The following is a 20,267-nucleotide window of genomic DNA, read 5'->3' on the forward strand; positions in this document are numbered from 1 at the left end:
TTAAAAAAAGCCCCGGTCGCTCATCGAGCGGCCGGGGCTTTTAGCGTTAAGCGAGTGCGTTCATTGTTGACGAAGCTCCGCCAAAAGCGCTTCGAGTTTTTTCTGGTCGGCCATGAACTTGCGAATTCCTTCGGCAAGCTTGTCGTGGGTCATCTCATCCACGTTCGTTTCCCAGCGAAAGTCCGCCTCGCTAAGCGGTGGCTTGGCCTCGCTGCTGGCGCTTTGCGGCGTAAGCTTGCGGGTAAGCTCGCCGTGTTGTTCATCGAGCTCGTTCAAAAGCGCCGGTGAAATGGTCAGGCGATCGCACCCGGCCAGCGACTTGATTTCGTCGACGTTACGAAAGCTTGCGCCCATCACGATGGTGGCGTAGCCCTGGGCCTTGTAGTACTCATAGATGCGCTTGACCGAGGCCACGCCCGGGTCGTTGTCGCCGCTGAAGTCGCCGTCCGGGGTTTGCGCCTTGTGCCAGTCCAGAATCCGCCCCACGAAGGGCGAGATCAGCGTGGCACCGGCGTCGGCGCAGGCCTGGGCCTGGGCGAAGCCGAACAAAAGCGTCAGGTTGGTGCGTATGCCGTCGCGTTCGAGCTGGCGGGCGGCCTGGATGCCTTCCCAGGTCGAGGCGGTCTTGATCAGAATGCGCTCCGCCGGTACCCCCTGGCGTGCGTAGCGCTCGATCAGCGAGTGGGCCTTGGCAATGGTCGCGTCGCGATCAAACGAGAGTCGCGAGCTCACCTCGGTGGAGACGTAGCCCGGCACCAGTTCACTGATCTCGCAGCCGATATCCACCGCGACCCGGTCCACCGCCTCGTCGATATCGGCGCTTTCTTTAGCGATCGCGGCCAGCCGCGCGCGACGGTCCTCCTGCTGCGCGGCCTGCAGGATCAGCGAAGGGTTGGTCGTGGCGTCTTGTGGACGAAAGCGGCGGATCGTTTCCAGATCGCCGGTGTCCGCCACCACCTTGGTCATCTCTTTTAGCTGCGCCAGTAAGCTATTACTCATGAGGCCTCCTTTTTGTATTGAATGACCTCTACTCTAGCAAGGCTTCCGGGCTGTGGATATTATCCTGACGGGATACGCGGTGCGCCGGGTCGTGCTGCCAGGTATAGGCGGGCGGTGCGGCGGCGTCGATTTTGAAGCGGTTGGCCGCCTCGCGAAGCTGCTCGGCGATTTTCTCGAGCGCCATGGCGTCCCGGGCGCTGCTTTCTACCTGGTCGCCGTTGGCCTGGTTGACCCGGGTCTGCTCTGCAAGCGTGGCGTTCAGCGTTTCGATATGGCGGTGCTGCTCTTCGGCCGCCTTGGCGATATGCGCCATCAAGTCGTTGGTCTTCTCGGTGGTCTCGGCGATGCCGCGCATGGTGTCGCTTGCCTGGCTTGAAAGCGAGTGGCCGTGCTGCACCTGGCGGTTGGAGTCGTTCAGCAGCGTTTTGATCTGCGCCGCGGCGTCGGCGCTGCGGGTGGCTAGCGTGCGTACTTCTGCGGCGACCACGGCGAACCCTTTGCCCTCGGTGCCGGCCCGGGCCGCCTCGACCGAGGCATTCAGCGCGAGAATGTTGGTTTGAAAGGCGATGGCATCGATCGTACTGACGATGCCGTCCACTTGCCTGGCGCTTTCATGAATACGCTCCATGGTCGCCAGAAAATCGTCCATCACCACACTCCCCTGGGCCGTTTGATCATTGGCGGTGGTGGTGAGCGTGGCGGCTTCGGTGGCGTAGGCGGCGGTAGAAGCGGTATGCGTGGTGAGCTCTTCCAGGTTGTTCGTGGTGGTTCGGTGAAACGCGTGCTGCGCCTTGGTGCGAACGGTTAGATCCTCGTTGCCCAGGGCCAGGCGCTGGGCGCTTTCGAACATCGCGCTGCTCTGTTCGTGCAGATTGGCGATGGTATCGGTAAAGGCGCAGCGCATGGTGTCGAGCTCGCTATAGAGCTGGCCGATCTCATTGCGCCCGGGGCTTGCTATTTCGGTGGCCAGGTCGCCCTGGGCCAGCCTGCGAAAGTGGGTCACCAGCGATTTGATCGGGCGCAGGCAGTAGCGCTGGCCGATATAGGCGATGAGGGTCAATAGCGCCACCGCCGCCGCGATGCCGGCGATCAGCCCCTGGCCGATCATGTGGGCACGTGCCTGGGCGCGAGCGAGCAGGGTCGTGCCTTGCTGATCCGCCCGCTGGTAAAACGCCCGAGCTTGCCCGGTAAACGCCTGACTCAGTGTTAGCGCCTCGGCGGTTAGTTGGCGGTAGCCGGCCCGGTCACCGGCGCGCACCGCGTCGAGCTGGCGGCTCATGGCAGTGATCAGGGCGCTGGCGCCGGCTTCGATGTCGGCGCGCCCGGGCTCGCCGTCAGTCGCCAAAAGAAACGCCGCCAGGGCGCTTGTCATTTCGTCGAGTTCGCGTTCCACGGCTTCCAACGCTTCCAATGGGTCGCCAAGCGATGGGCGCAGTTGGCGCTCCAGCGCCCGGTCCAGGCGGTGCAGGCCTTCAAGGCCTGCGATGTGCAGCCGGTTGAGCGACGAGGCCTGCTGTACGTTGACGCGCTCAAGTAGCGTTAAATCCTGCTGACTCTGTTGTATGACGCTCCAGGTGAGCAGCGCAAAGGCCAGGATGCACAGCGTCATCAGCGAAAGCGCCGCGGCGGCCAGCGTGCGCAGTGAAACATGTTGAAGCGATTGGAACGTCATGGTGCCCTCGGGTCACACGTAGCTAGAGTTGCCCCAAGGTTAAGCGTCATTTGTTGCAGTTTTTCGACTTTCACCTCTTAAAAGGCAGCGGTGTTGTATCATGGCCAGGCTCAATGGCCACTTACAGGCCCTGAACGACACCGCAATCGATTCGACAAAAGAGATAATCATGCAACTCAGTTCCCGTCGAGTGGCGCTACTGGTCGCCGCCAATACCGCGCTGGCCCCTTTTGCCATCGATGCGTATCTACCCGCTATCGGTATGCTGGCCGACGACATCGGCGCCAGTATTCACCGCACCGAGCTCTCCATCAGCGTTTTTCTGCTGGGGTTTGCCATCGGCCAGCTCTGCTTTGGACCGCTTTCCGACCGGGTAGGGCGCAAGCCGGTACTGCTGGGTGGACTGGTCGTGTTCATGCTGGCAAGTCTTATGATCACCACCGCGGATAGCCTGTCTTCGCTTTTGACCTGGCGCTTTATTCAGGCCCTGGGGGGTGGGGCCTGCGTGGTCAACTCCGCCGCCATCGTGCGCGACTGCTTTAGCGGGCGGGAGGCGGCGAAGGTGATGTCGACCATGGCGATGATCATGATGCTCGCTCCGTTGGTGGCCCCCGCGGTGGGCAGCCTGCTTTTGCACATAGCGGGCTGGTGGCTGATCTTCGTGTTTCTGGCGGTCTACGCCGGGTTTTTGCTTTGGCTTTTGGGCAGCAAACTGCCTGAAACCCGGGACATGTCGCTGCCCGCCGCCTCGCCGCGCCAGGTGCTCGGCAACTACGCAAGCGTTTTACGCCACCGCGAGGGCATGGGCTATATCTGCGCCGTCGCCGCTTCGTTTGCCGGACTTTTTGCGTTCGTCACCGCCTCGCCGTTTCTTTATCTGGAGTATTTCGCACTGTCGCCGGGTATCTATCCTTTGGTGTTCGGGGTGAATGTGGTGGTGATCGCGCTCTCCAATCGGGTCAATATTCACCTTTTGCGCTACCGCACGCCCCAGCAGAACCTGCGTTTGGGGCTGGCCGTGCAGCTCGTCGCAGCCACCGGGCTCGTGCTGGCTACCGCTTTGGGCCAGGCCTCGCTGTTCGTGGTAGTGCCCTTGATCATGATGTTCACCGGTATGATCGGGCTGATTACGCCGAATGCGATCTCATCGCTTCTGGATCACTTCGGCCATATGAGTGCTACCGCCACCGCGCTTTTGGGCGGTATTCAGTTCAGCTGCGGAGCGCTTGCCGGCATCATGGTAGGGCTTTTCGAGGTCGAGCATTTATGGCCCATGGTGTTGACCATGCTCTCGGTGGCGCTGATGGGTAACGTGGGCGTGCGGCTGCTGACGCCGAAGCCGGTTAAAAGTGGTCTCGAATGAGCGGTAAGGTGGCGCAAAAAATTACCCGTTCGCGTGCTGCTGTCATATAACTGCAACCAAAGCGCGGCAGACTCCTCGGTGTTGAAGGCCTTAAGGCCACTGCTTCCAGCCTTACGCTGGATTTCACACCCAAGGGGAACGCGACGATGAATGTAACCAAGAAGACGCTAAGTGTTGCCGTAGTAGCCGCTCTGGGCGCCGGCGTATCCACCGCCGCCCTGGCCCGCGATACCATTCAAATTGCGGGCTCTTCGACCGTACTGCCGTTCGCCAGTATCGTCGCGGAAGAGTTCGGCAACACTTACTCCCAGTTTGAAACGCCGGTCGTTGGCTCCGGCGGCTCGAGCGGCGGCCTGCGTCAGTTCTGCCAGGGCGTGGGTGAAAACACCATCGATATCGCCAATGCCTCGCGGCCCATTCGTTCAAGCGAAGTCGAAAGCTGTGGTGAAAACGGCGTCAACGAAATTCTTGAAGTGAAATTCGGCTACGACGGTATCGTATTCGCTTCGCGCCTCGACCAAAACGAGTTCGAGCTGACGCCTGAGTTCGTCTTCAAGGCCGCCGCCGCGCAGATTTCCCAGGACGGCGAGCTGGTCGACAACCCCTACACCAACTGGTCCGACATCGACGATAGCCTGCCGGATCAGGAAATCACTCTGGTCATTCCGGCCTCTAACCACGGCACCCGCGAAGTGTTCGAAGAGCGCGTGCTTCACGCCGGCTGCGAAACCGTTGCCGAAGTGGAAGAAGACGCTTGTAACAACCTGCGCGGTGACGGGCGTATCGTCGAAATCGCCGGCGACTACACCGAAACCCTGGCGCGCCTCGACGCCCAGGAGAACGCCGTGGGCGTCTTCGGTCTGAGCTTCTACGACCAGAACCGCGACCGCTTGCAAGTCGCGACCATGGACGGCATCGAGCCGAGCCTCGAAACCATCGGTTCCGGCGAGTACCCGGTATCACGTCCGCTGTTCTTCTACGTGAAAGGCGAGCACCTGGACGTTATCCCGGGTCTGGCCGAGTACACCGAGTTCTTCCTCAACGACATGACCTCTGGCTACGGAAGCCCGCTGGAAGACGCTGGCCTGATCCCGATGGACGAAGACGAGCGTGCTGAAGCGCTCGAGCAGTTCGAGTCGCGTACCGTGGTAAGCGCCGAGTAATCCTGCGCCTGATTACATTGGTGAATTAAGTAACAGATCGCGCCGGCATCAACCTGGTTGATGCCGGCGTTTAAACGTAGAAAGTAAAAGGCGAAGACATAATGAGCAATCTTGCCTTGATCGCCACGCTTCTCATGCTGATGGCCTTGGCATATCACCTGGGATTGACGCGCAGCCGCGCGGTGGCGTCCAGCCACGATGTGCGATTGCACTCACGCCCGGGGTATTACGGCACGCTGGTCGCACTCTGGTGCGGTCTTCCCGCACTGGTCATTTTTCTATTGTGGTCGTTTTTTGCACCCCAACTGATCGATATGCTGGTGACCCAGCAGCTGCCAACGGATTTAGTGGCTTCCTTGAGCGATAGGGAGCAGCAGACATTGATGCGCCGTATTACCGCGCTTGCCGAAGGCCGCGGTGTATCCGGTGGGGGAAGCCCCGAAGAAGTAGCCGCAGCAGCCCATATGTCGCGGCTGACTACCCTCGAAAACATTGCGCTGGTCGCCGTGATGGCGGTGCTCGCCGTGGCGGGGCTGGTGTTTGCGCGCCGGCGCATTTCGCCGACCTGGCGGGCCCGTAACCAGGTCGAGCGCGTCATTACCATTGCCCTGGCCGCGAGCTCGGCCGTCGCCATTTGTACCACCATCGGCATCGTCCTTTCGATGTTGGGTGAGGCGCTGCGCTTTTTCAGTTTCATTCACCCGGCGGACTTCTTTTTTGGCACCGTCTGGAACCCGCGTTTTAGCACCGCGGGCTCGAGCGGGCAGGGCGAGTTCGGCCTGTTACCGCTTCTTTGGGGCACGCTCATGGTCAGCGCCATCGCGCTGTTGGTGGCGATCCCCGTCGGGTTGATGACCGCGATTTATATGGCCGAGTACGCCTCGCCCTGGCTCAGAAGCATCGCCAAGCCGGTCATCGAGATTTTGGCGGGTATTCCGACGATCGTGTACGGCTTTTTCGCGCTGACCGTTATCGGCCCGTTTCTTTCGATGCTCGGCGATTTCGTAGGGATCAATATTCGCACCACCAGCGCCATGACCGCGGGTATCGCCATGGGCATCATGATCATCCCGTTCGTCTCGTCGCTTTCCGACGACATCATCACCCAGGTGCCCAAGTCGCTGCGCGATGGCGCGCTGGGCCTTGGCGCGACCAAGTCGGAAACCATTCGTCAGGTGGTGTTGCCCGCGGCGCTCCCTGGCATCGTTGGGGCGTTTTTGCTGGCGGCTAGCCGAGCGATCGGTGAAACCATGATCGTGGTGCTGGCGGCGGGTAACAATCCGGTGTTGCACGCCAACCCGTTCGAGGCGGTGTCGACCATTACCGTGACGATCGTCAATCAGCTGACCGGTGATATGGATTTTGCCAGCCCGCAATCGCTGGTCGCCTTCGCGCTCGGCTTGACGCTTTTTGTGATCACACTGGGTTTGAACGTCATCGCACTGGTCGTGGTGCGCAAATATCGCCAGCAATACGAGTAAGTGACCATGTCTATATCGATTGAACAGCGCCGACAGCATCGGCTTGAGACGATTGAGAAGTCGCTTTCGAAACGCCACCGTAAGGAAAACGTGTTTCGGCGCATGGGGCTGGCGGCGGTATTGGCGGGCCTTGCGTTGGTCACTATTCTGTTCGCCAGTATTTTGACCAAGGGGATTCCCGCTTTTTGGCAGGCAACGCTTTATACCGAGATCTATTTCGATCCCGACGTGATCGATCTTCCCCCTCAGCCCGAGCGCCAAAGCGATGAGACGCTTTTCGAGTTCGAAGAGCGTACGACCCAGTGGATGACCCAGGCGACGCTCATCAACTGGCAGTCGTTGATCGATGCCTCGCTGGAGCAGGCGCTAGGCGAGGAGGTCGAGTCGAGCCAGCTACGCAACCTGCGCGCGCTGGTCGCCTCCGGTGAGCGTTACGCCCTGCGCGACCGCTTTATCGAGGACCCATCGCTTCTGGGCGAGACCGTTACGCTCAAGATGTTGGCCGGCGCCAATGTGGATGTGTGGGTGAAGGGCAATATCGACCGCGACCTGCCGGATGCTCGCCAGCAGCTTACTGCGCAAACCCGTACGTGGATCGATCGGCTTCAGGAAGAAGACGTGCTGCGCCAGTCGTTCAGTACCTCGCTTTTCATGAATACCGACTCACGCAGCTCGCTGGCCTCGGCGGGCCTGGCCGGGGCCTTCATGGGGTCGCTGTTCATGATGATGGTGGTGATTTCGCTGTCGGTGCCGATCGGCGTGTCGAGCGCGATCTACCTCGAGGAATTTGCGCCCAAAAATCGTCTGACCGATCTCATCGAGATCAACATCAACAACCTGGCGGCGGTGCCCTCGATCGTGTTCGGCCTTCTCGGTGCCTCGATCTTCATCGGCTACCTGCGTCTGCCGCTTTCGGCGCCGCTGGTGGGGGGGCTGGTGCTCACGCTGATGACGCTGCCGACGATCATTATTGCCACCCGCGCTTCGCTGCGCTCGATTCCGCCCTCGATTCGCCAGGCCGCACTCGGTATCGGCGCGTCCCGCGTGCAGACGGTGTTTCATCACGTGTTGCCGCTGGCGCTGCCGGGTATTTTGACCGGCTCCATTCTTGGGGTGGCCCAGGCGCTGGGTGAAACCGCGCCGCTTTTGCTGATCGGGATGAATGCATTCGTGGCCAACGTGCCAGGCTCGCCCATGGATCAGTCCACCGCGCTGCCGGTACAGATTTATCTATGGCAGGGCAATGAGCTGCGCAACTTCTTTGAAGCGCGGACCTCGGCTGCCATTATTGTGTTATTGGGCCTGATGCTCAGCTTGAACGGGCTGGCCATTTGGCTGCGTAAAAAATTAGAGACGAGGTGGTAAGTGGATACTTCTACGCACTCCCCAAAGCAAGCCCCTATCAGCAATGTCAGCGTAGGTAGCGGCGAAAACCGCGTCAGCAAGGCCACGGACAAGGTGAAGTTCAAGGCAGAGGGCGTCAATGTCTTTTACGGCGACGCCCAAGCGATCAACGGTATCGACCTGGATATTTACGAGAACGAAGTGCTGGCGTTCATTGGCCCTTCGGGCTGCGGTAAATCGACGTTTCTGCGCTGCTTGAACCGCATGAACGACACCATCGATATTTGCCGGGTCGAGGGCAAAATCACCCTGGATGACAAGGATATCTACGCCCCTGAGCGCGACGTGGTACTGCTGCGCGCCCAGGTCGGTATCGTCTTTCAAAAACCCAACCCGTTTCCCAAGTCGATCTACGAAAACATCGCTTATGGGCCGCGCCTGCACGGGCTTGCCAGTCGCAAGGCCGAGCTCGACGATATCGTGGAAAACAGCCTGCGCCGGGCGGGGCTCTGGGACGAGGTCAAGGACCGTTTGGATAAGCCCGGTACCGGCCTTTCCGGCGGCCAGCAGCAGCGTTTGTGCATCGCCCGTACCGTGGCGGTCAGCCCGGACGTCATTTTGATGGACGAGCCCTGCTCGGCGTTGGACCCGATTGCGACCGCCAAGGTGGAGCAGCTCATCGACGAACTCAGCGAGAGCTACACCATCGTGATGGTAACCCACAACATGCAGCAGGCCGCCCGCGTGGCCGACCGCACGGCGTTTTTCCACATGGGCGATTTGGCCGAGGTCGACACCACCGACAACATCTTCACCAACCCCCAGGACCAGCGCACCCACGACTACATCACCGGGCGCTTCGGCTAACGAAAACCGGGTAAGCCCTTAAAGGGGGTCGCTACATAAAAAGGCACGTGTTTAACAGCACGTGCCTTTTTGCATGGGCCGAGGTTAGTCGATGAGCTCTACCGCCACCGCCGTGGCTTCGCCGCCGCCGATACACAGGCTCGCCACGCCGCGCTTGCCGCCGGTGGTGCGCAGGGCGTGGATGAGTGTGGCGATGATGCGCGAGCCCGTCGAGCCCACCGGGTGGCCCTGGGCGCAGGCGCCGCCGAAGATATTGACCTTACCGTGATCCAGCCCCAAATCGTCGATCGCCATCAGCGTGACCACCGCGAAGGCTTCGTTGATCTCGAAAAGATCCACGTCACCGACACCCCAGCCGACCTTTTTTAGCAGTTTTTCGATGGCGCCGACCGGGGCAATGGTGAATTCGCTGGGGTGGCGCGAGTGGGTGGCGTGGCCGAGCATGCGGGCCAGTGGCGTGACGCCGAGCCTTGAAGCCGCTTGCTGGCTCGACATGATCAGCGCCGAGGCACCGTCAGAAATGGAACTGGCGTTCGCCGCGGTGATGGTACCGTCCTTGGCAAAGGCGGGGCGCAGCGTTCTGATCTTTTCCAGGTTGGCCTGGAAGGGCTGCTCGTCCTGATCGACCATGCTTTCGCCCTGGCGGGTGGTGACTGCCACCGGCGCCATTTCGGCGCTCAGCGAGCCGTCCTCGTTAGCCTTCATAGCCCGCTCCAGCGAGGCGATCGCGAAGTCGTCCAGGCGCTCGCGAGTGTAGCCGCGTTCAGAGGCGACCTCCTGGGCGAACACGCCCATCAGCTTCCCGGTTTCTGCATCCTCGAGACCATCGTAAAACATGTGGTCCTTGAGCTCGCCGTGGCCCAGCCGGTAGCCGCTGCGCGCTTTGGTGAGTAGGTGCGGGGCGTTGGACATCGATTCCATCCCGCCGGCCAGCATCACCTCTGCGGTGCCCGCCTTGATGAGATCATGAGAGAACATCGCCGCCTTCATGCCCGAGCCGCAAAGCTTGTTGATGGTGGTGGCGCCTATCGAATCGGGAATGCCTGCCTGGCGCATCGCCTGGCGGGCCGGGCCCTGTTTGACCCCGGCGGGGAGCACGCAGCCAAGTATGCCTTCCTCGATGGTATCCGGGCTGAGCCCGGCGCGCTCGATAGCCGCGCGAATGGCAACGGCGGCAAGCGCCGGGGCACTCATGCTCGCAAGGCTGCCGGACATGGCGCCCATGGGCGTCCGGGTGGCGGATAAAAAGACAACGTCGGTGGCGCTACTCATGAACAACTCCTGGTGATCTCGTTGTGGTTATTGGGTCAGCGCTTGCATGACTAGCATGAATGTAATGAATGCTAACGCGTGCCGCAACAAGTTGACGTGCACGGAAGCCCCAGTTTCATTGCCCACCCGACCAACGTCGTAGCGATTTAGACGCAAGTGCGCTTGCACCGGTCGGCAAATACTCTTAGCGTTGGTTCAAGGCAGGTTTCCGTTAACGTCAACCTGTGCTCGCCGTACAGGTGCGGGTCTGCCCAAAATGCTCATGCCAATAACAAAAGAGAGCCATCATGACGGTTTCTTCCTCGCTCCCTACCTACGCCGGTTATCTCGAGGGCTTTTCGCCAGATGATACGGCCGCACGCCTGGACACCCACCAGGACGGTAAGCTCAACGCTTTTGACGTGTGCTGCGCGCGCCACCTGCGCGACGGCCGAGGTGAGTCGCTTGCTCTGGTACACGAAGATACTCACGCAGAGATTCATACGCTCACCTACCGCGAGCTCGACGCGCAAAGTGCGCGTCTTGCCGGTTGGCTGAACGAGCAAGGGTTTCAAGTGGGGGATCGTATCGCTTGTATGCTGCCGCGCTCGGCGGCACTGCTGGTGGCGGTGTTGGCGACCTGGCGCATCGGCGCGGTGTATCAGCCGCTTTTTACCGCCTTCGGGTCGGACGCGGTGGATTACCGGCTGACGCGTGCCGATTCAAGGCTGGTGATTACCGATCACGCCAATCGGCACAAATTTGAAGGGGGGCGTCACTGTCCGCCGGTGCTGGCCGTCGGCGGGCCGAGCGACCGGCACGCCAGTGATTTCGACTGGCAGGCCGCGCTCGCGCATACGCCGATAACGAGCGAGCCGCCGCGCCTCGACCCGAGCGCGCCGTTTTTGCAGATGTTTACCTCGGGCACCGTCGGCAAGCCCAAGGGTGTGGCGATACCGCTCAAGGCAATGACGGCATTCGCCCTCTATATGGAGCTTGCCGTCGATCTCAAGCGCGAAGACCGGTTCTGGAACATGGCCGACCCGGGCTGGGCCTATGGTCTTTACTATGCGATCACCGGGCCGCTGCTGTTGGGCGCCACCACGCACTTTTGCGAAGCCGGGTTTAGCGCCGAAGGCGCACTTGCGTTCATGAAGCGCCACGAGATCGACAATTTTGCCGCCGCGCCGACCGCCTACCGGCTCATGAAAGCCTCCGGGCTTTTCGACGATGCCCACCAAACGCTCGGTCTACGCGCGGCAAGTTCCGCCGGGGAGCCGCTCAATATCGAGGTCGTCAACTGGGTGGAAAAGTCCCTCGGCTGCGCGGTGATGGACCACTACGGCCAGACCGAAACCGGCATGACCTGCAACTGCCACCACGCGCTCGATCATCCCAAACACGTGGGCGGGATGGGCGTGCCGCTGCCGGGCTACCGCCTGGCCATTCTCGATGCCGAGTACAACGAACTACCTGCGGGTGAACCCGGCGTGCTCGCGGTGGACATCGCGAACTCACCGGTCCATTTCTTTTCGGGCTACACCTGGCAGGAAAAGGATCCGTTCGTTAACGGCTACTACCTGACCGGCGACGTGGTGGTTCGAAGCGAAGACGGCACCTTCCAGTTCGCCGGCCGCGATGACGACATCATTACCACCGCGGGCTATCGGGTGGGGCCCACCGATGTCGAGAACAGCGTGATGATTCACCCGGGCGTGGCCGAGTGCGCAGCAGTGGGCAAGTTCGATGAAATCCGCGGCGAGATCATCAAGGCGTTCGTGGTGCTGCGCGAAGGCTTCGAGCCAAGCGATGCCTTGGCCGAGGACATTAAAAGCCTGGTACGTGAGCGGCTCTCGACCCACGCCTTTCCGCGCGAAATTGCTTTTGTCGATGAGTTGCCCAAAACCCACAGCGGTAAAATTCAGCGCTTCAAACTGCGCGCCGAGGTGCCCACCCCGGCGCCTGGTGATTCAAACAACATGAAGACAGGACACTGATGTGGAGATAAAAGAGCGCACGTTTTTAATTACCGGGGCCGCCTCGGGGCTGGGTGCGGCGACGGCCGAGCGGCTGGCAGGCCTTGGCGCCCGGGTGGTGCTTTGCGATGTGAGCGAGCGCGTTTTCGACCAGGCCAAAGCCCTTGGTGAGTGTGCCAGCGCCATGACGGCCGACATCACCTCGAGTGAGCAAATGGGCGAGGTCATGGAAGCCGCCGTTGCCATGGGCGGTGAGCCAGGCCTTGCCGGGGTCGTTCACTGCGCGGGGGTGGTTAGCGTGGCCAAACTGGTGGACCGGGAGGGCGTTCCGGCGGATCTCGACGCCTACGCCAAAACCGTTCAGATCAACCTGATTGGCACCTTTAACGTCATGCGCCTGGCCGCCGCGGCCATGGCAAAAAACGCTCCCTTTGATAGCGGCGAGCGCGGCGTCATCATCAATACCGCCTCCGTTGCCGCCTTCGATGGCCAGGTAGGGCAGTGTGCCTATAGCGCCTCCAAGGCCGGTGTGGTCGGCATGAGCCTGCCCGCCGCCCGAGAGCTATCGCGCCACGCCATTCGCGTCATGGCCATCGCCCCGGGGGTCTTCGAGACGCCGATGATGAGCGAGATCCCCACCCAGGCTCACGACGCATTGGTGGCCACCGTACCGTTTCCCAAGCGGTTGGGCCGGGCCGCCGAGTTTGCCCTGCTGGCCGAGCAGATCATTACCAACCCGATGCTTAACGGCGAGGTGATTCGTCTGGATGGTGGTATTCGTATGCAGTGAGCAACGCTTTACGGGTCCGGGGGCGCCGATGTCTCTCGCTTGCTGTCCGCGGATATCTCTCCGCGGGCTTTTTGCGTGCTCCACCCTGGACCATTTTGCCCGCTTTGAGCCTCTGTTCGACTAAAGGATAGCCTTGTTGCCAGCGCCTGGTTCAAGCTGTGCTTGACTCGCTCGCATGGCCGCGCTAATTTCAAACGACTGTTTGAAAGCCGTGCTTGTGAGCGGGCTTTCAGTCCCGGTTGAGGAGACCTGCAATGCCTAGTTATCAAGCGCCCCTGCGTGATTTGCGTTTCGTGATGGACGAAATGCTCGATTACCCTGCCCACTACGCTGCGATCGGCAAAGGCGACGACGCCTCGCCGGACGTGGTGAGCGCCATTCTCGAAGAGGGCGGGCGTTTCGCGCGCGAGGTGTTGCTGCCGCTCAATCAAAGTGGCGACAGCGAAGGCTGCCAGCGCCTCGATAACGGCGATGTCAAAGCGCCCAAGGGTTTCAAGGAGGCGTATCAGCACTACGTCGAGGGTGGCTGGCCAAGCCTTGCCGCCGAACCCGAGCATGGCGGCCAAGGGCTTCCGCAGTCGATTGCGATGGCGCTGTCGGAAATGATCTGTGCCAGCAACCTGGCCTGGGGCATGTATCCGGGGCTTTCCCACGGCGCCGCCGACGCGCTGCGCCACCACGGCACCGATGAGCAAAAGGCGACCTACCTCACCAAGCTGGTGGAAGGTGTTTGGACCGGCACCATGTGCCTGACCGAATCCCACTGCGGCACCGATCTTGGCCTTATCAAGACCCGCGCCGTGCCCACTGAAGACAACGCCTATACCATTACGGGCACCAAGATCTTTATCTCTGCCGGCGAGCATGACCTGGCCGAAAACATCGTTCACCTGGTGCTGGCAAAGCTTCCGGACGCCCCGGAAGGCTCGAAAGGTATTTCGCTGTTCGTCGTGCCCAAGTTCATGCCCGACGCCGACGGCAACCCCGGCGAGCGCAACGGCGTGGTATGCGGCTCCCTCGAACACAAGATGGGCATTCACGGCAACGCTACCTGCGTCATGAACTTCGACGGTGCCACCGGCTATCTGGTCGGGCCGCCCAACAAGGGCCTGGCGTGCATGTTCACCATGATGAACGCCGCGCGCCTGGGCGTGGGTATCCAGGGGCTCGGGCTGATCGAGGCGAGCTTTCAAAATTCGCTGACCTACGCTCGCGACCGCCTGCAAATGCGCGGGCTTTCCGGCAAGCAAGCGCCGGAGAAACCCGCCGACCCGATTATCGTGCACCCGGACGTGCGCCGTATGCTGTTGACCCAAAAGGCGTTCGCCGAAGGCGGGCGGATGCTGGTGCTTTACGCTGCCCAGTTGCTGGACAGCGTCGAGCACGGCAAACCCGGTGAAGAGCGCGAGCGCGCCGATACGTTGCTGGGTCTTTTGACCCCGATCGTTAAAGCGTTTTTGACCGAGGTCGGTTTTGAGAGCACCAACGAAGGCGTACAGATTTATGGTGGCCACGGCTTCATCAAAGAGTGGGGGATGGAGCAACTGGTGCGCGATGCGCGGATCACGCGCCTCTATGAAGGCACCACCGGTATCCAGGCGCTGGACCTTTTGGGTCGCAAGGTGTTGATGAGCCAGGGCGAGTCGCTGAAGGTGTTTACTAAAGAAATCCACAAATTCTGCAAGACCGAAGCCGACAACCCCGTGCTCGGTGCCTTTATCGAGCCGCTTGCCAAACTCAACGCCGAGTGGGGAGAGCTCACCATGGGCGTAGGCATGAAGGCGATGCAGGACCGTGAAGAGGTGGGCGCCGCCAGCGTGGATTATTTGATGTACTCGGGCTATGTCGCACTCGCCTATCTCTTCGCCCGGGCGGTGAAGAGCGCGACCCCCCACCTCGAGGGAGACGACAAGGCTTTCTATCAGGCCAAGATCAACACCGCACATTTTTACTATCAGCGGCTTTTGCCGCGTACCCGCGCCCACGCTCAGGCTATCCAGTCCGGCGCTTCTAGTCTGATGGCTATTTCGAGTGATGATTTTGGGCTCGGATTCGAGATCTAATTAAAGCCACTTGATAAGTGTCGTGAGACGGCAGGGTAGGGCGTTTAAAGCTCGTCGTGCCGGGGCGTTTTATCGCCCCGGCGCTTTTGATTTAAAGGTGTCGTTTGTGGCTTTCAGTTAAAGCTGCGCCTTTCTTGAAAAAGCCCTTGCGTTCAAGCCGTTGAGGTCGTAAAGTACGCATCCGCTGCCGGGGACGCAAGGCGTTGCCAGCGGTGGATGAGAGTGAAAACTCTCGGTTTGTCAGGAAGTTAGCGGTTTTTTGTTCGCTCGCTTCACTCGCCAAAATCGGCGGTTGACAAACTTCAGGAAATGCGTAGAATACGCCTTCCTCGCTACGGCAACCGGCTCAGGTCATCGAGTCAAGTATCAGTCGAAGCGAAACCGCTCTTTAACAATTTGATCAGGTAATTCATGTGGGCGTTTGCCGATGAGGGTGACAAGTCACCTTATATCAAGGCAAGCGCACAAGAAGAATTTTCGAATTCTTCAAATTCGTTTGAACCTTGAGCCAGGATTGATTCGCCTCTGTTGCTTTCGAGCGACAGGCAAGAATCACAATGATTTTAAACTGAAGAGTTTGATCATGGCTCAGATTGAACGCTGGCGGCAGGCTTAACACATGCAAGTCGAGCGGTAACAGGTCCAGCTTGCTGGACGCTGACGAGCGGCGGACGGGTGAGTAACGCATAGGAATCTACCCGGTAGTGGGGGATAACCTGGGGAAACCCAGGCTAATACCGCATACGTCCTACGGGAGAAAGGGGGCTTTGGCTCCCGCTATCGGATGAGCCTATGTCGGATTAGCTGGTTGGTGAGGTAACGGCTCACCAAGGCAACGATCCGTAGCTGGTCTGAGAGGATGATCAGCCACATCGGGACTGAGACACGGCCCGAACTCCTACGGGAGGCAGCAGTGGGGAATATTGGACAATGGGCGCAAGCCTGATCCAGCCATGCCGCGTGTGTGAAGAAGGCTTTCGGGTTGTAAAGCACTTTCAGCGAGGAAGAACGCCTGGCGGTTAATACCCGCCAGGAAAGACATCACTCGCAGAAGAAGCACCGGCTAACTCCGTGCCAGCAGCCGCGGTAATACGGAGGGTGCAAGCGTTAATCGGAATTACTGGGCGTAAAGCGCGCGTAGGTGGCATGACAAGCCGGTTGTGAAAGCCCCGGGCTCAACCTGGGAACGGCATCCGGAACTGTCACGCTAGAGTGCAGGAGAGGAAGGTGGAATTCCCGGTGTAGCGGTGAAATGCGTAGAGATCGGGAGGAATACCAGTGGCGAAGGCGGCCTTCTGGACTGACACTGACACTGAGGTGCGAAAGCGTGGGTAGCAAACAGGATTAGATACCCTGGTAGTCCACGCCGTAAACGATGTCGACCAGCCGTTGGGTGCCTTGTGCACTTTGTGGCGAAGTTAACGCGATAAGTCGACCGCCTGGGGAGTACGGCCGCAAGGTTAAAACTCAAATGAATTGACGGGGGCCCGCACAAGCGGTGGAGCATGTGGTTTAATTCGATGCAACGCGAAGAACCTTACCTACCCTTGACATCCTGCGAACCCGGAAGAGATTCCGGGGTGCCTTCGGGAACGCAGAGACAGGTGCTGCATGGCTGTCGTCAGCTCGTGTTGTGAAATGTTGGGTTAAGTCCCGTAACGAGCGCAACCCTTGTCCCTATTTGCCAGCACGTAATGGTGGGAACTCTAGGGAGACTGCCGGTGACAAACCGGAGGAAGGTGGGGACGACGTCAAGTCATCATGGCCCTTACGGGTAGGGCTACACACGTGCTACAATGGCCGGTACAAAGGGCTGCGAACTCGCGAGAGTAAGCGAATCCCATAAAGCCGGTCTCAGTCCGGATCGGAGTCTGCAACTCGACTCCGTGAAGTCGGAATCGCTAGTAATCGTGGATCAGAATGCCACGGTGAATACGTTCCCGGGCCTTGTACACACCGCCCGTCACACCATGGGAGTGGACTGCACCAGAAGTGGTTAGCCTAACTTTGGAGGGCGATCACCACGGTGTGGTTCATGACTGGGGTGAAGTCGTAACAAGGTAGCCGTAGGGGAACCTGCGGCTGGATCACCTCCTTAAACGATGCGTCATCCTCCCGGCAAGCGCTCACAATGAATTACCTGATCAAGTAGCTGTTGAATGAGCAGTGATAAGTCAATCGCCTTCGGCGATGCCTTATCACTGCTTATGGCAGTCGCTCTTTAACAATGTATATCATGCTGACAGTATCGAATGACGATACGAAGACAAAAGCCCCCGGGCTTGCGTGTTCGTGGCGTGATCTCGATACGCAATTGTTTTGTGATACGTTTCAAGCGTATCCGGCAATCGTTGTCATTGCGGGATCCAGACTCCTTCGGGTTATAGGGTCAAGCAATGAAGCGCACACGGTGGATGCCTAGGCAGTCAGAGGCGATGAAAGACGTTGTAGCCTGCGATAAGGTTCGGTGAGGTGGCAAACAACCTGTGACCCGGACATCTCTGAATGGGGAAACCCACTGACCACAAGGTCAGTATCGTATCCTGAATACATAGGGATGCGAGGCGAACCGGGGGAACTGAAACATCTAAGTACCCCGAGGAAAAGAAATCAACCGAGATTCCCCCAGTAGCGGCGAGCGAACGGGGACCAGCCCTTAAGCATGTGAATGGCTAGACGAACGGATTGGGAAGTCCGGCCGTAGCGGGTGATAGCCCCGTAGTCGAAAGTCTGATCATGTGAAATCGAGTAGGTCGGGGCACGAGAAACCCTGATTGAAGACGGGGGGACCATCCTCCAAGGCTAAATACTCCTGACTGACCGATAGTGAACCAGTACCGTGAGGGAAAGGCGAAAAGAACCCCGGCGAGGGGAGTGAAATAGATCCTGAAACCGTGTGCGTACAAGCAGTAGGAGCCCACTTGTTGGGTGACTGCGTACCTTTTGTATAATGGGTCAGCGACTTATATTCAGTGGCGAGCTTAACCGATAGGGGAGGCGTAGCGAAAGCGAGTCTTAACTGGGCGACCAGTCGCTGGATATAGACCCGAAACCGGGCGATCTATCCATGAGCAGGGTGAAGGTTGAGTAACATCAACTGGAGGCCCGAACCAGGATCTGTTGAAAAAGATTTGGATGACTTGTGGATCGGAGTGAAAGGCTAATCAAGCCCGGAGATAGCTGGTTCTCCTCGAAAGCTATTTAGGTAGCGCCTCACGTATCACCACCGGGGGTAGAGCACTGTTTCGGCTAGGGGGCCATCCCGGCTTACCAACCCGAGGCAAACTCCGAATACCGGTGAGTGCAGCGTGGGAGACACACGGCGGGTGCTAACGTCCGTCGTGAAAAGGGCAACAACCCGGACCGTCAGCTAAGGTCCCCAAATCCTGGTTAAGTGGGAAACGATGTGGGAAGGCTCAGACAGCTAGGAGGTTGGCTTAGAAGCAGCCATCCTTTAAAGAAAGCGTAATAGCTCACTAGTCGAGTCGGCCTGCGCGGAAGATGTAACGGGGCTCAAACCAGGTACCGAAGCTACGGGTTCATCCTCTGGATGAGCGGTAGAGGAGCGTCGTGTAAGCCGATGAAGGTGGATCGAGAGGTCTGCTGGAGGTATCACGAGTGCGAATGCTGACATGAGTAACGATAAGGGGAGTGAAAAACTCCCCCGCCGGAAGACCAAGGTTTTCTGTTCGATGCTAATCAGAGCAGAGTGAGTCGGCCCCTAAGGCGAGGCCGAAAGGCGTAGTCGATGGGAAACGGGCTAATATTCCCGTACCGGATGTCATTGCGATGGGGGGACGGAGAAGGCTAGGTGAGCCAGGCGTTGGTTGTCCTGGTGAAAGCGAGTAGGCCTGGGTCTCAGGTAAATCCGGGACCCTTTAAAGCCGAGACGCGAGACGAACGGATTACGATCCGGAAGTCACTGATGCCACGCTTCCAGGAAAAGCCTCTAAGCTTCAGATGACATGCGACCGTACCCCAAACCGACACAGGTGGTCAGGGTGAGAATCCCAAGGCGCTTGAGAGAACTCGGGTGAAGGAACTAGGCAAAATGGTGCCGTAACTTCGGGAGAAGGCACGCCGGATTAGGGTGAGAGGACTTGCTCCTTTAGCCCGAACCGGTCGAAGATACCAGGTGGCTGCAACTGTTTAGTAAAAACACAGCACTCTGCTAACGCGCAAGCGGACGTATAGGGTGTGACGCCTGCCCGGTGCCGGAAGGTTAAGTGATGGTGTTAGCCGCAAGGCGAAGCTCTTGATCGAAGCCCCGGTAAACGGCGGCCGTAACTATAACGGTCCTAAGGTAGCGAAATTCCTTGTCGGGTAAGTTCCGACCTGCACGAATGGCGTAATGATGGCCACGCTGTCTCCACCCGAGACTCAGTGAAATTGAAATCGCCGTGAAGATGCGGTGTACCCGCGGCTAGACGGAAAGACCCCGTGAACCTTTACTATAGCTTCACACTGGATACTGATGTTGCCTGTGTAGGATAGCTGGGAGGCTTTGAACTCCGGACGCCAGTTCGGAGGGAGCCAACCTTGAAATACCAGCCTGGCATCATTGGTGTTCTCACTCGGGTCCGTTATCCGGATCGAGGACAGTGTGTGGTGGGTAGTTTGACTGGGGCGGTCTCCTCCCAAAGAGTAACGGAGGAGCACGAAGGTACCCTCAGCACGGTCGGACATCGTGCAATGAGTGCAAGAGCATAAGGGTGCTTGACTGCGAGACAGACACGTCGAGCAGGTGCGAAAGCAGGTTCTAGTGATCCGGTGGTTCTGTATGGAAGGGCCATCGCTCAACGGATAAAAGGTACTCCGGGGATAACAGGCTGATACCGCCCAAGAGTTCACATCGACGGCGGTGTTTGGCACCTCGATGTCGGCTCATCACATCCTGGGGCTGAAGTCGGTCCCAAGGGTATGGCTGTTCGCCATTTAAAGTGGTACGCGAGCTGGGTTTAGAACGTCGTGAGACAGTTCGGTCCCTATCTGCCGTGGGCGTTGGATGTTTGAGAAGGGCTGCTCCTAGTACGAGAGGACCGGAGTGGACGCACCTCTGGTGTTCCGGTTGTCACGCCAGTGGCATTGCCGGGTAGCTATGTGCGGACGGGATAACCGCTGAAAGCATCTAAGCGGGAAGCCCCCTTCAAGATGAGACATCCCCGAGGCCTCGAGCCTCCTGAAGGGCCCAGCGAGACCAGCTGGTTGATAGGCACGGTGTGGACGCGCTGCAAGGCGTTGAGCTAACGTGTACTAATGGCCCGTGAGGCTTGACCCTATAACACCCAAGGGGTCTGG

At 59.3% G+C, this 20,267-nt stretch carries 11 protein-coding genes and 2 rRNA genes; 10 read left to right on the forward strand and 3 right to left on the reverse strand.

What is annotated here, in order from left to right; all coding sequences use genetic code 11:
* Window positions 1-60: 60 nt before the first annotated feature.
* Together tal and ACWHXT_RS06035 are read right to left on the reverse strand one after the other, a co-directional pair.
* Window positions 61-999 (reverse strand): transaldolase, encoded by a 939-nt coding sequence (tal, locus tag ACWHXT_RS06030; RefSeq protein ID WP_447957611.1) that lies wholly within the window; start codon window positions 997-999, stop codon window positions 61-63.
* 28 nt (window positions 1,000-1,027) lie between these two features.
* The gene (locus tag ACWHXT_RS06035) at window positions 1,028-2,671 is read right to left on the reverse strand and encodes a methyl-accepting chemotaxis protein (RefSeq protein ID WP_447957612.1); all 1,644 of its coding nucleotides are present in this window, start codon (window positions 2,669-2,671) and stop codon (window positions 1,028-1,030) included.
* 169 nt (window positions 2,672-2,840) lie between these two features.
* On the opposite strand from ACWHXT_RS06035, the gene ACWHXT_RS06040 reads away from it, so the two are divergent.
* From ACWHXT_RS06040 to pstB, 5 genes are all read left to right on the forward strand, one after another.
* Entirely contained in the window at window positions 2,841-4,034 is a 1,194-nt protein-coding gene (locus ACWHXT_RS06040; RefSeq protein WP_447957613.1) for a multidrug effflux MFS transporter, read from the forward strand.
* Between the two features lie 146 nt (window positions 4,035-4,180).
* Window positions 4,181-5,197 carry a substrate-binding domain-containing protein gene (locus ACWHXT_RS06045; protein WP_447957614.1) on the forward strand — a complete coding sequence of 339 codons (1,017 nt, stop codon included), beginning with the start codon at window positions 4,181-4,183 and terminating at the stop codon, window positions 5,195-5,197.
* Between the two features lie 101 nt (window positions 5,198-5,298).
* On the forward strand, window positions 5,299-6,678 hold the full coding sequence (pstC, locus tag ACWHXT_RS06050; protein WP_447928587.1) for a phosphate ABC transporter permease subunit PstC: 1,380 nt from the start codon (window positions 5,299-5,301) through the stop codon (window positions 6,676-6,678).
* A gap of 6 nt (window positions 6,679-6,684) precedes the next feature.
* Window positions 6,685-8,043: a phosphate ABC transporter permease PstA gene (gene pstA / locus ACWHXT_RS06055; RefSeq protein ID WP_447957615.1), complete on the forward strand. Its 1,359-nt coding sequence runs from the start codon at window positions 6,685-6,687 to the stop codon at window positions 8,041-8,043.
* A 36-nt stretch (window positions 8,044-8,079) separates the two neighbouring features.
* Window positions 8,080-8,889 (forward strand): phosphate ABC transporter ATP-binding protein PstB, encoded by an 810-nt coding sequence (pstB, locus tag ACWHXT_RS06060; RefSeq protein ID WP_447929122.1) that lies wholly within the window; start codon window positions 8,080-8,082, stop codon window positions 8,887-8,889.
* Between the two features lie 84 nt (window positions 8,890-8,973).
* On the opposite strand, the gene ACWHXT_RS06065 is transcribed toward pstB, so the two are convergent.
* Entirely contained in the window at window positions 8,974-10,161 is a 1,188-nt protein-coding gene (locus ACWHXT_RS06065; protein ID WP_447928589.1) for an acetyl-CoA C-acyltransferase, read from the reverse strand.
* Between the two features lie 287 nt (window positions 10,162-10,448).
* On the opposite strand from ACWHXT_RS06065, the gene ACWHXT_RS06070 reads away from it, so the two are divergent.
* The 5 genes from ACWHXT_RS06070 to ACWHXT_RS06090 all read left to right on the forward strand — a co-directional run bounded on the left by ACWHXT_RS06070 (window position 10,449) and on the right by ACWHXT_RS06090 (window position 20,247).
* Window positions 10,449-12,137 carry an AMP-binding protein gene (locus ACWHXT_RS06070; protein ID WP_447957616.1) on the forward strand — a complete coding sequence of 563 codons (1,689 nt, stop codon included), beginning with the start codon at window positions 10,449-10,451 and terminating at the stop codon, window positions 12,135-12,137.
* Window position 12,138: 1 nt separating this feature from the next.
* Entirely contained in the window at window positions 12,139-12,906 is a 768-nt protein-coding gene (locus ACWHXT_RS06075) for an SDR family NAD(P)-dependent oxidoreductase (RefSeq protein ID WP_447928591.1), read from the forward strand.
* 254 nt (window positions 12,907-13,160) lie between these two features.
* Window positions 13,161-14,969, forward strand: a complete 1,809-nt coding sequence (locus tag ACWHXT_RS06080) for an acyl-CoA dehydrogenase C-terminal domain-containing protein (protein ID WP_447957617.1) — start codon at window positions 13,161-13,163, stop codon at window positions 14,967-14,969.
* 565 nt (window positions 14,970-15,534) lie between these two features.
* Window positions 15,535-17,067 (forward strand): 16S ribosomal RNA (locus ACWHXT_RS06085).
* Between the two features lie 289 nt (window positions 17,068-17,356).
* Window positions 17,357-20,247: ribosomal RNA gene (locus ACWHXT_RS06090) — 23S ribosomal RNA — on the forward strand.
* Together the 16S and 23S rRNA genes form the textbook arrangement of a ribosomal RNA operon.
* The last annotated feature ends 20 nt before the right edge of the window (window positions 20,248-20,267 follow it).

Source organism: Vreelandella halophytica (genome assembly GCF_968193635.1).

Excerpts from the sequence above, each read along its gene's own strand:
- tal (WP_447957611.1), bottom strand. The coding sequence starts at position 999 with ATGAGTAATAGCTTACTGGCGCAGCTAAAAGAGATGACCAAGGTGGTG.
- ACWHXT_RS06035 (WP_447957612.1), bottom strand. The coding sequence starts at position 2,671 with ATGACGTTCCAATCGCTTCAACATGTTTCACTGCGCACGCTGGCCGCC.
- ACWHXT_RS06040 (WP_447957613.1), top strand. The coding sequence starts at position 2,841 with ATGCAACTCAGTTCCCGTCGAGTGGCGCTACTGGTCGCCGCCAATACC.
- ACWHXT_RS06045 (WP_447957614.1), top strand. The coding sequence starts at position 4,181 with ATGAATGTAACCAAGAAGACGCTAAGTGTTGCCGTAGTAGCCGCTCTG.
- pstC (WP_447928587.1), top strand. The coding sequence starts at position 5,299 with ATGAGCAATCTTGCCTTGATCGCCACGCTTCTCATGCTGATGGCCTTG.
- pstA (WP_447957615.1), top strand. The coding sequence starts at position 6,685 with ATGTCTATATCGATTGAACAGCGCCGACAGCATCGGCTTGAGACGATT.
- ACWHXT_RS06065 (WP_447928589.1), bottom strand. The coding sequence starts at position 10,161 with ATGAGTAGCGCCACCGACGTTGTCTTTTTATCCGCCACCCGGACGCCC.
- ACWHXT_RS06070 (WP_447957616.1), top strand. The coding sequence starts at position 10,449 with ATGACGGTTTCTTCCTCGCTCCCTACCTACGCCGGTTATCTCGAGGGC.
- ACWHXT_RS06080 (WP_447957617.1), top strand. The coding sequence starts at position 13,161 with ATGCCTAGTTATCAAGCGCCCCTGCGTGATTTGCGTTTCGTGATGGAC.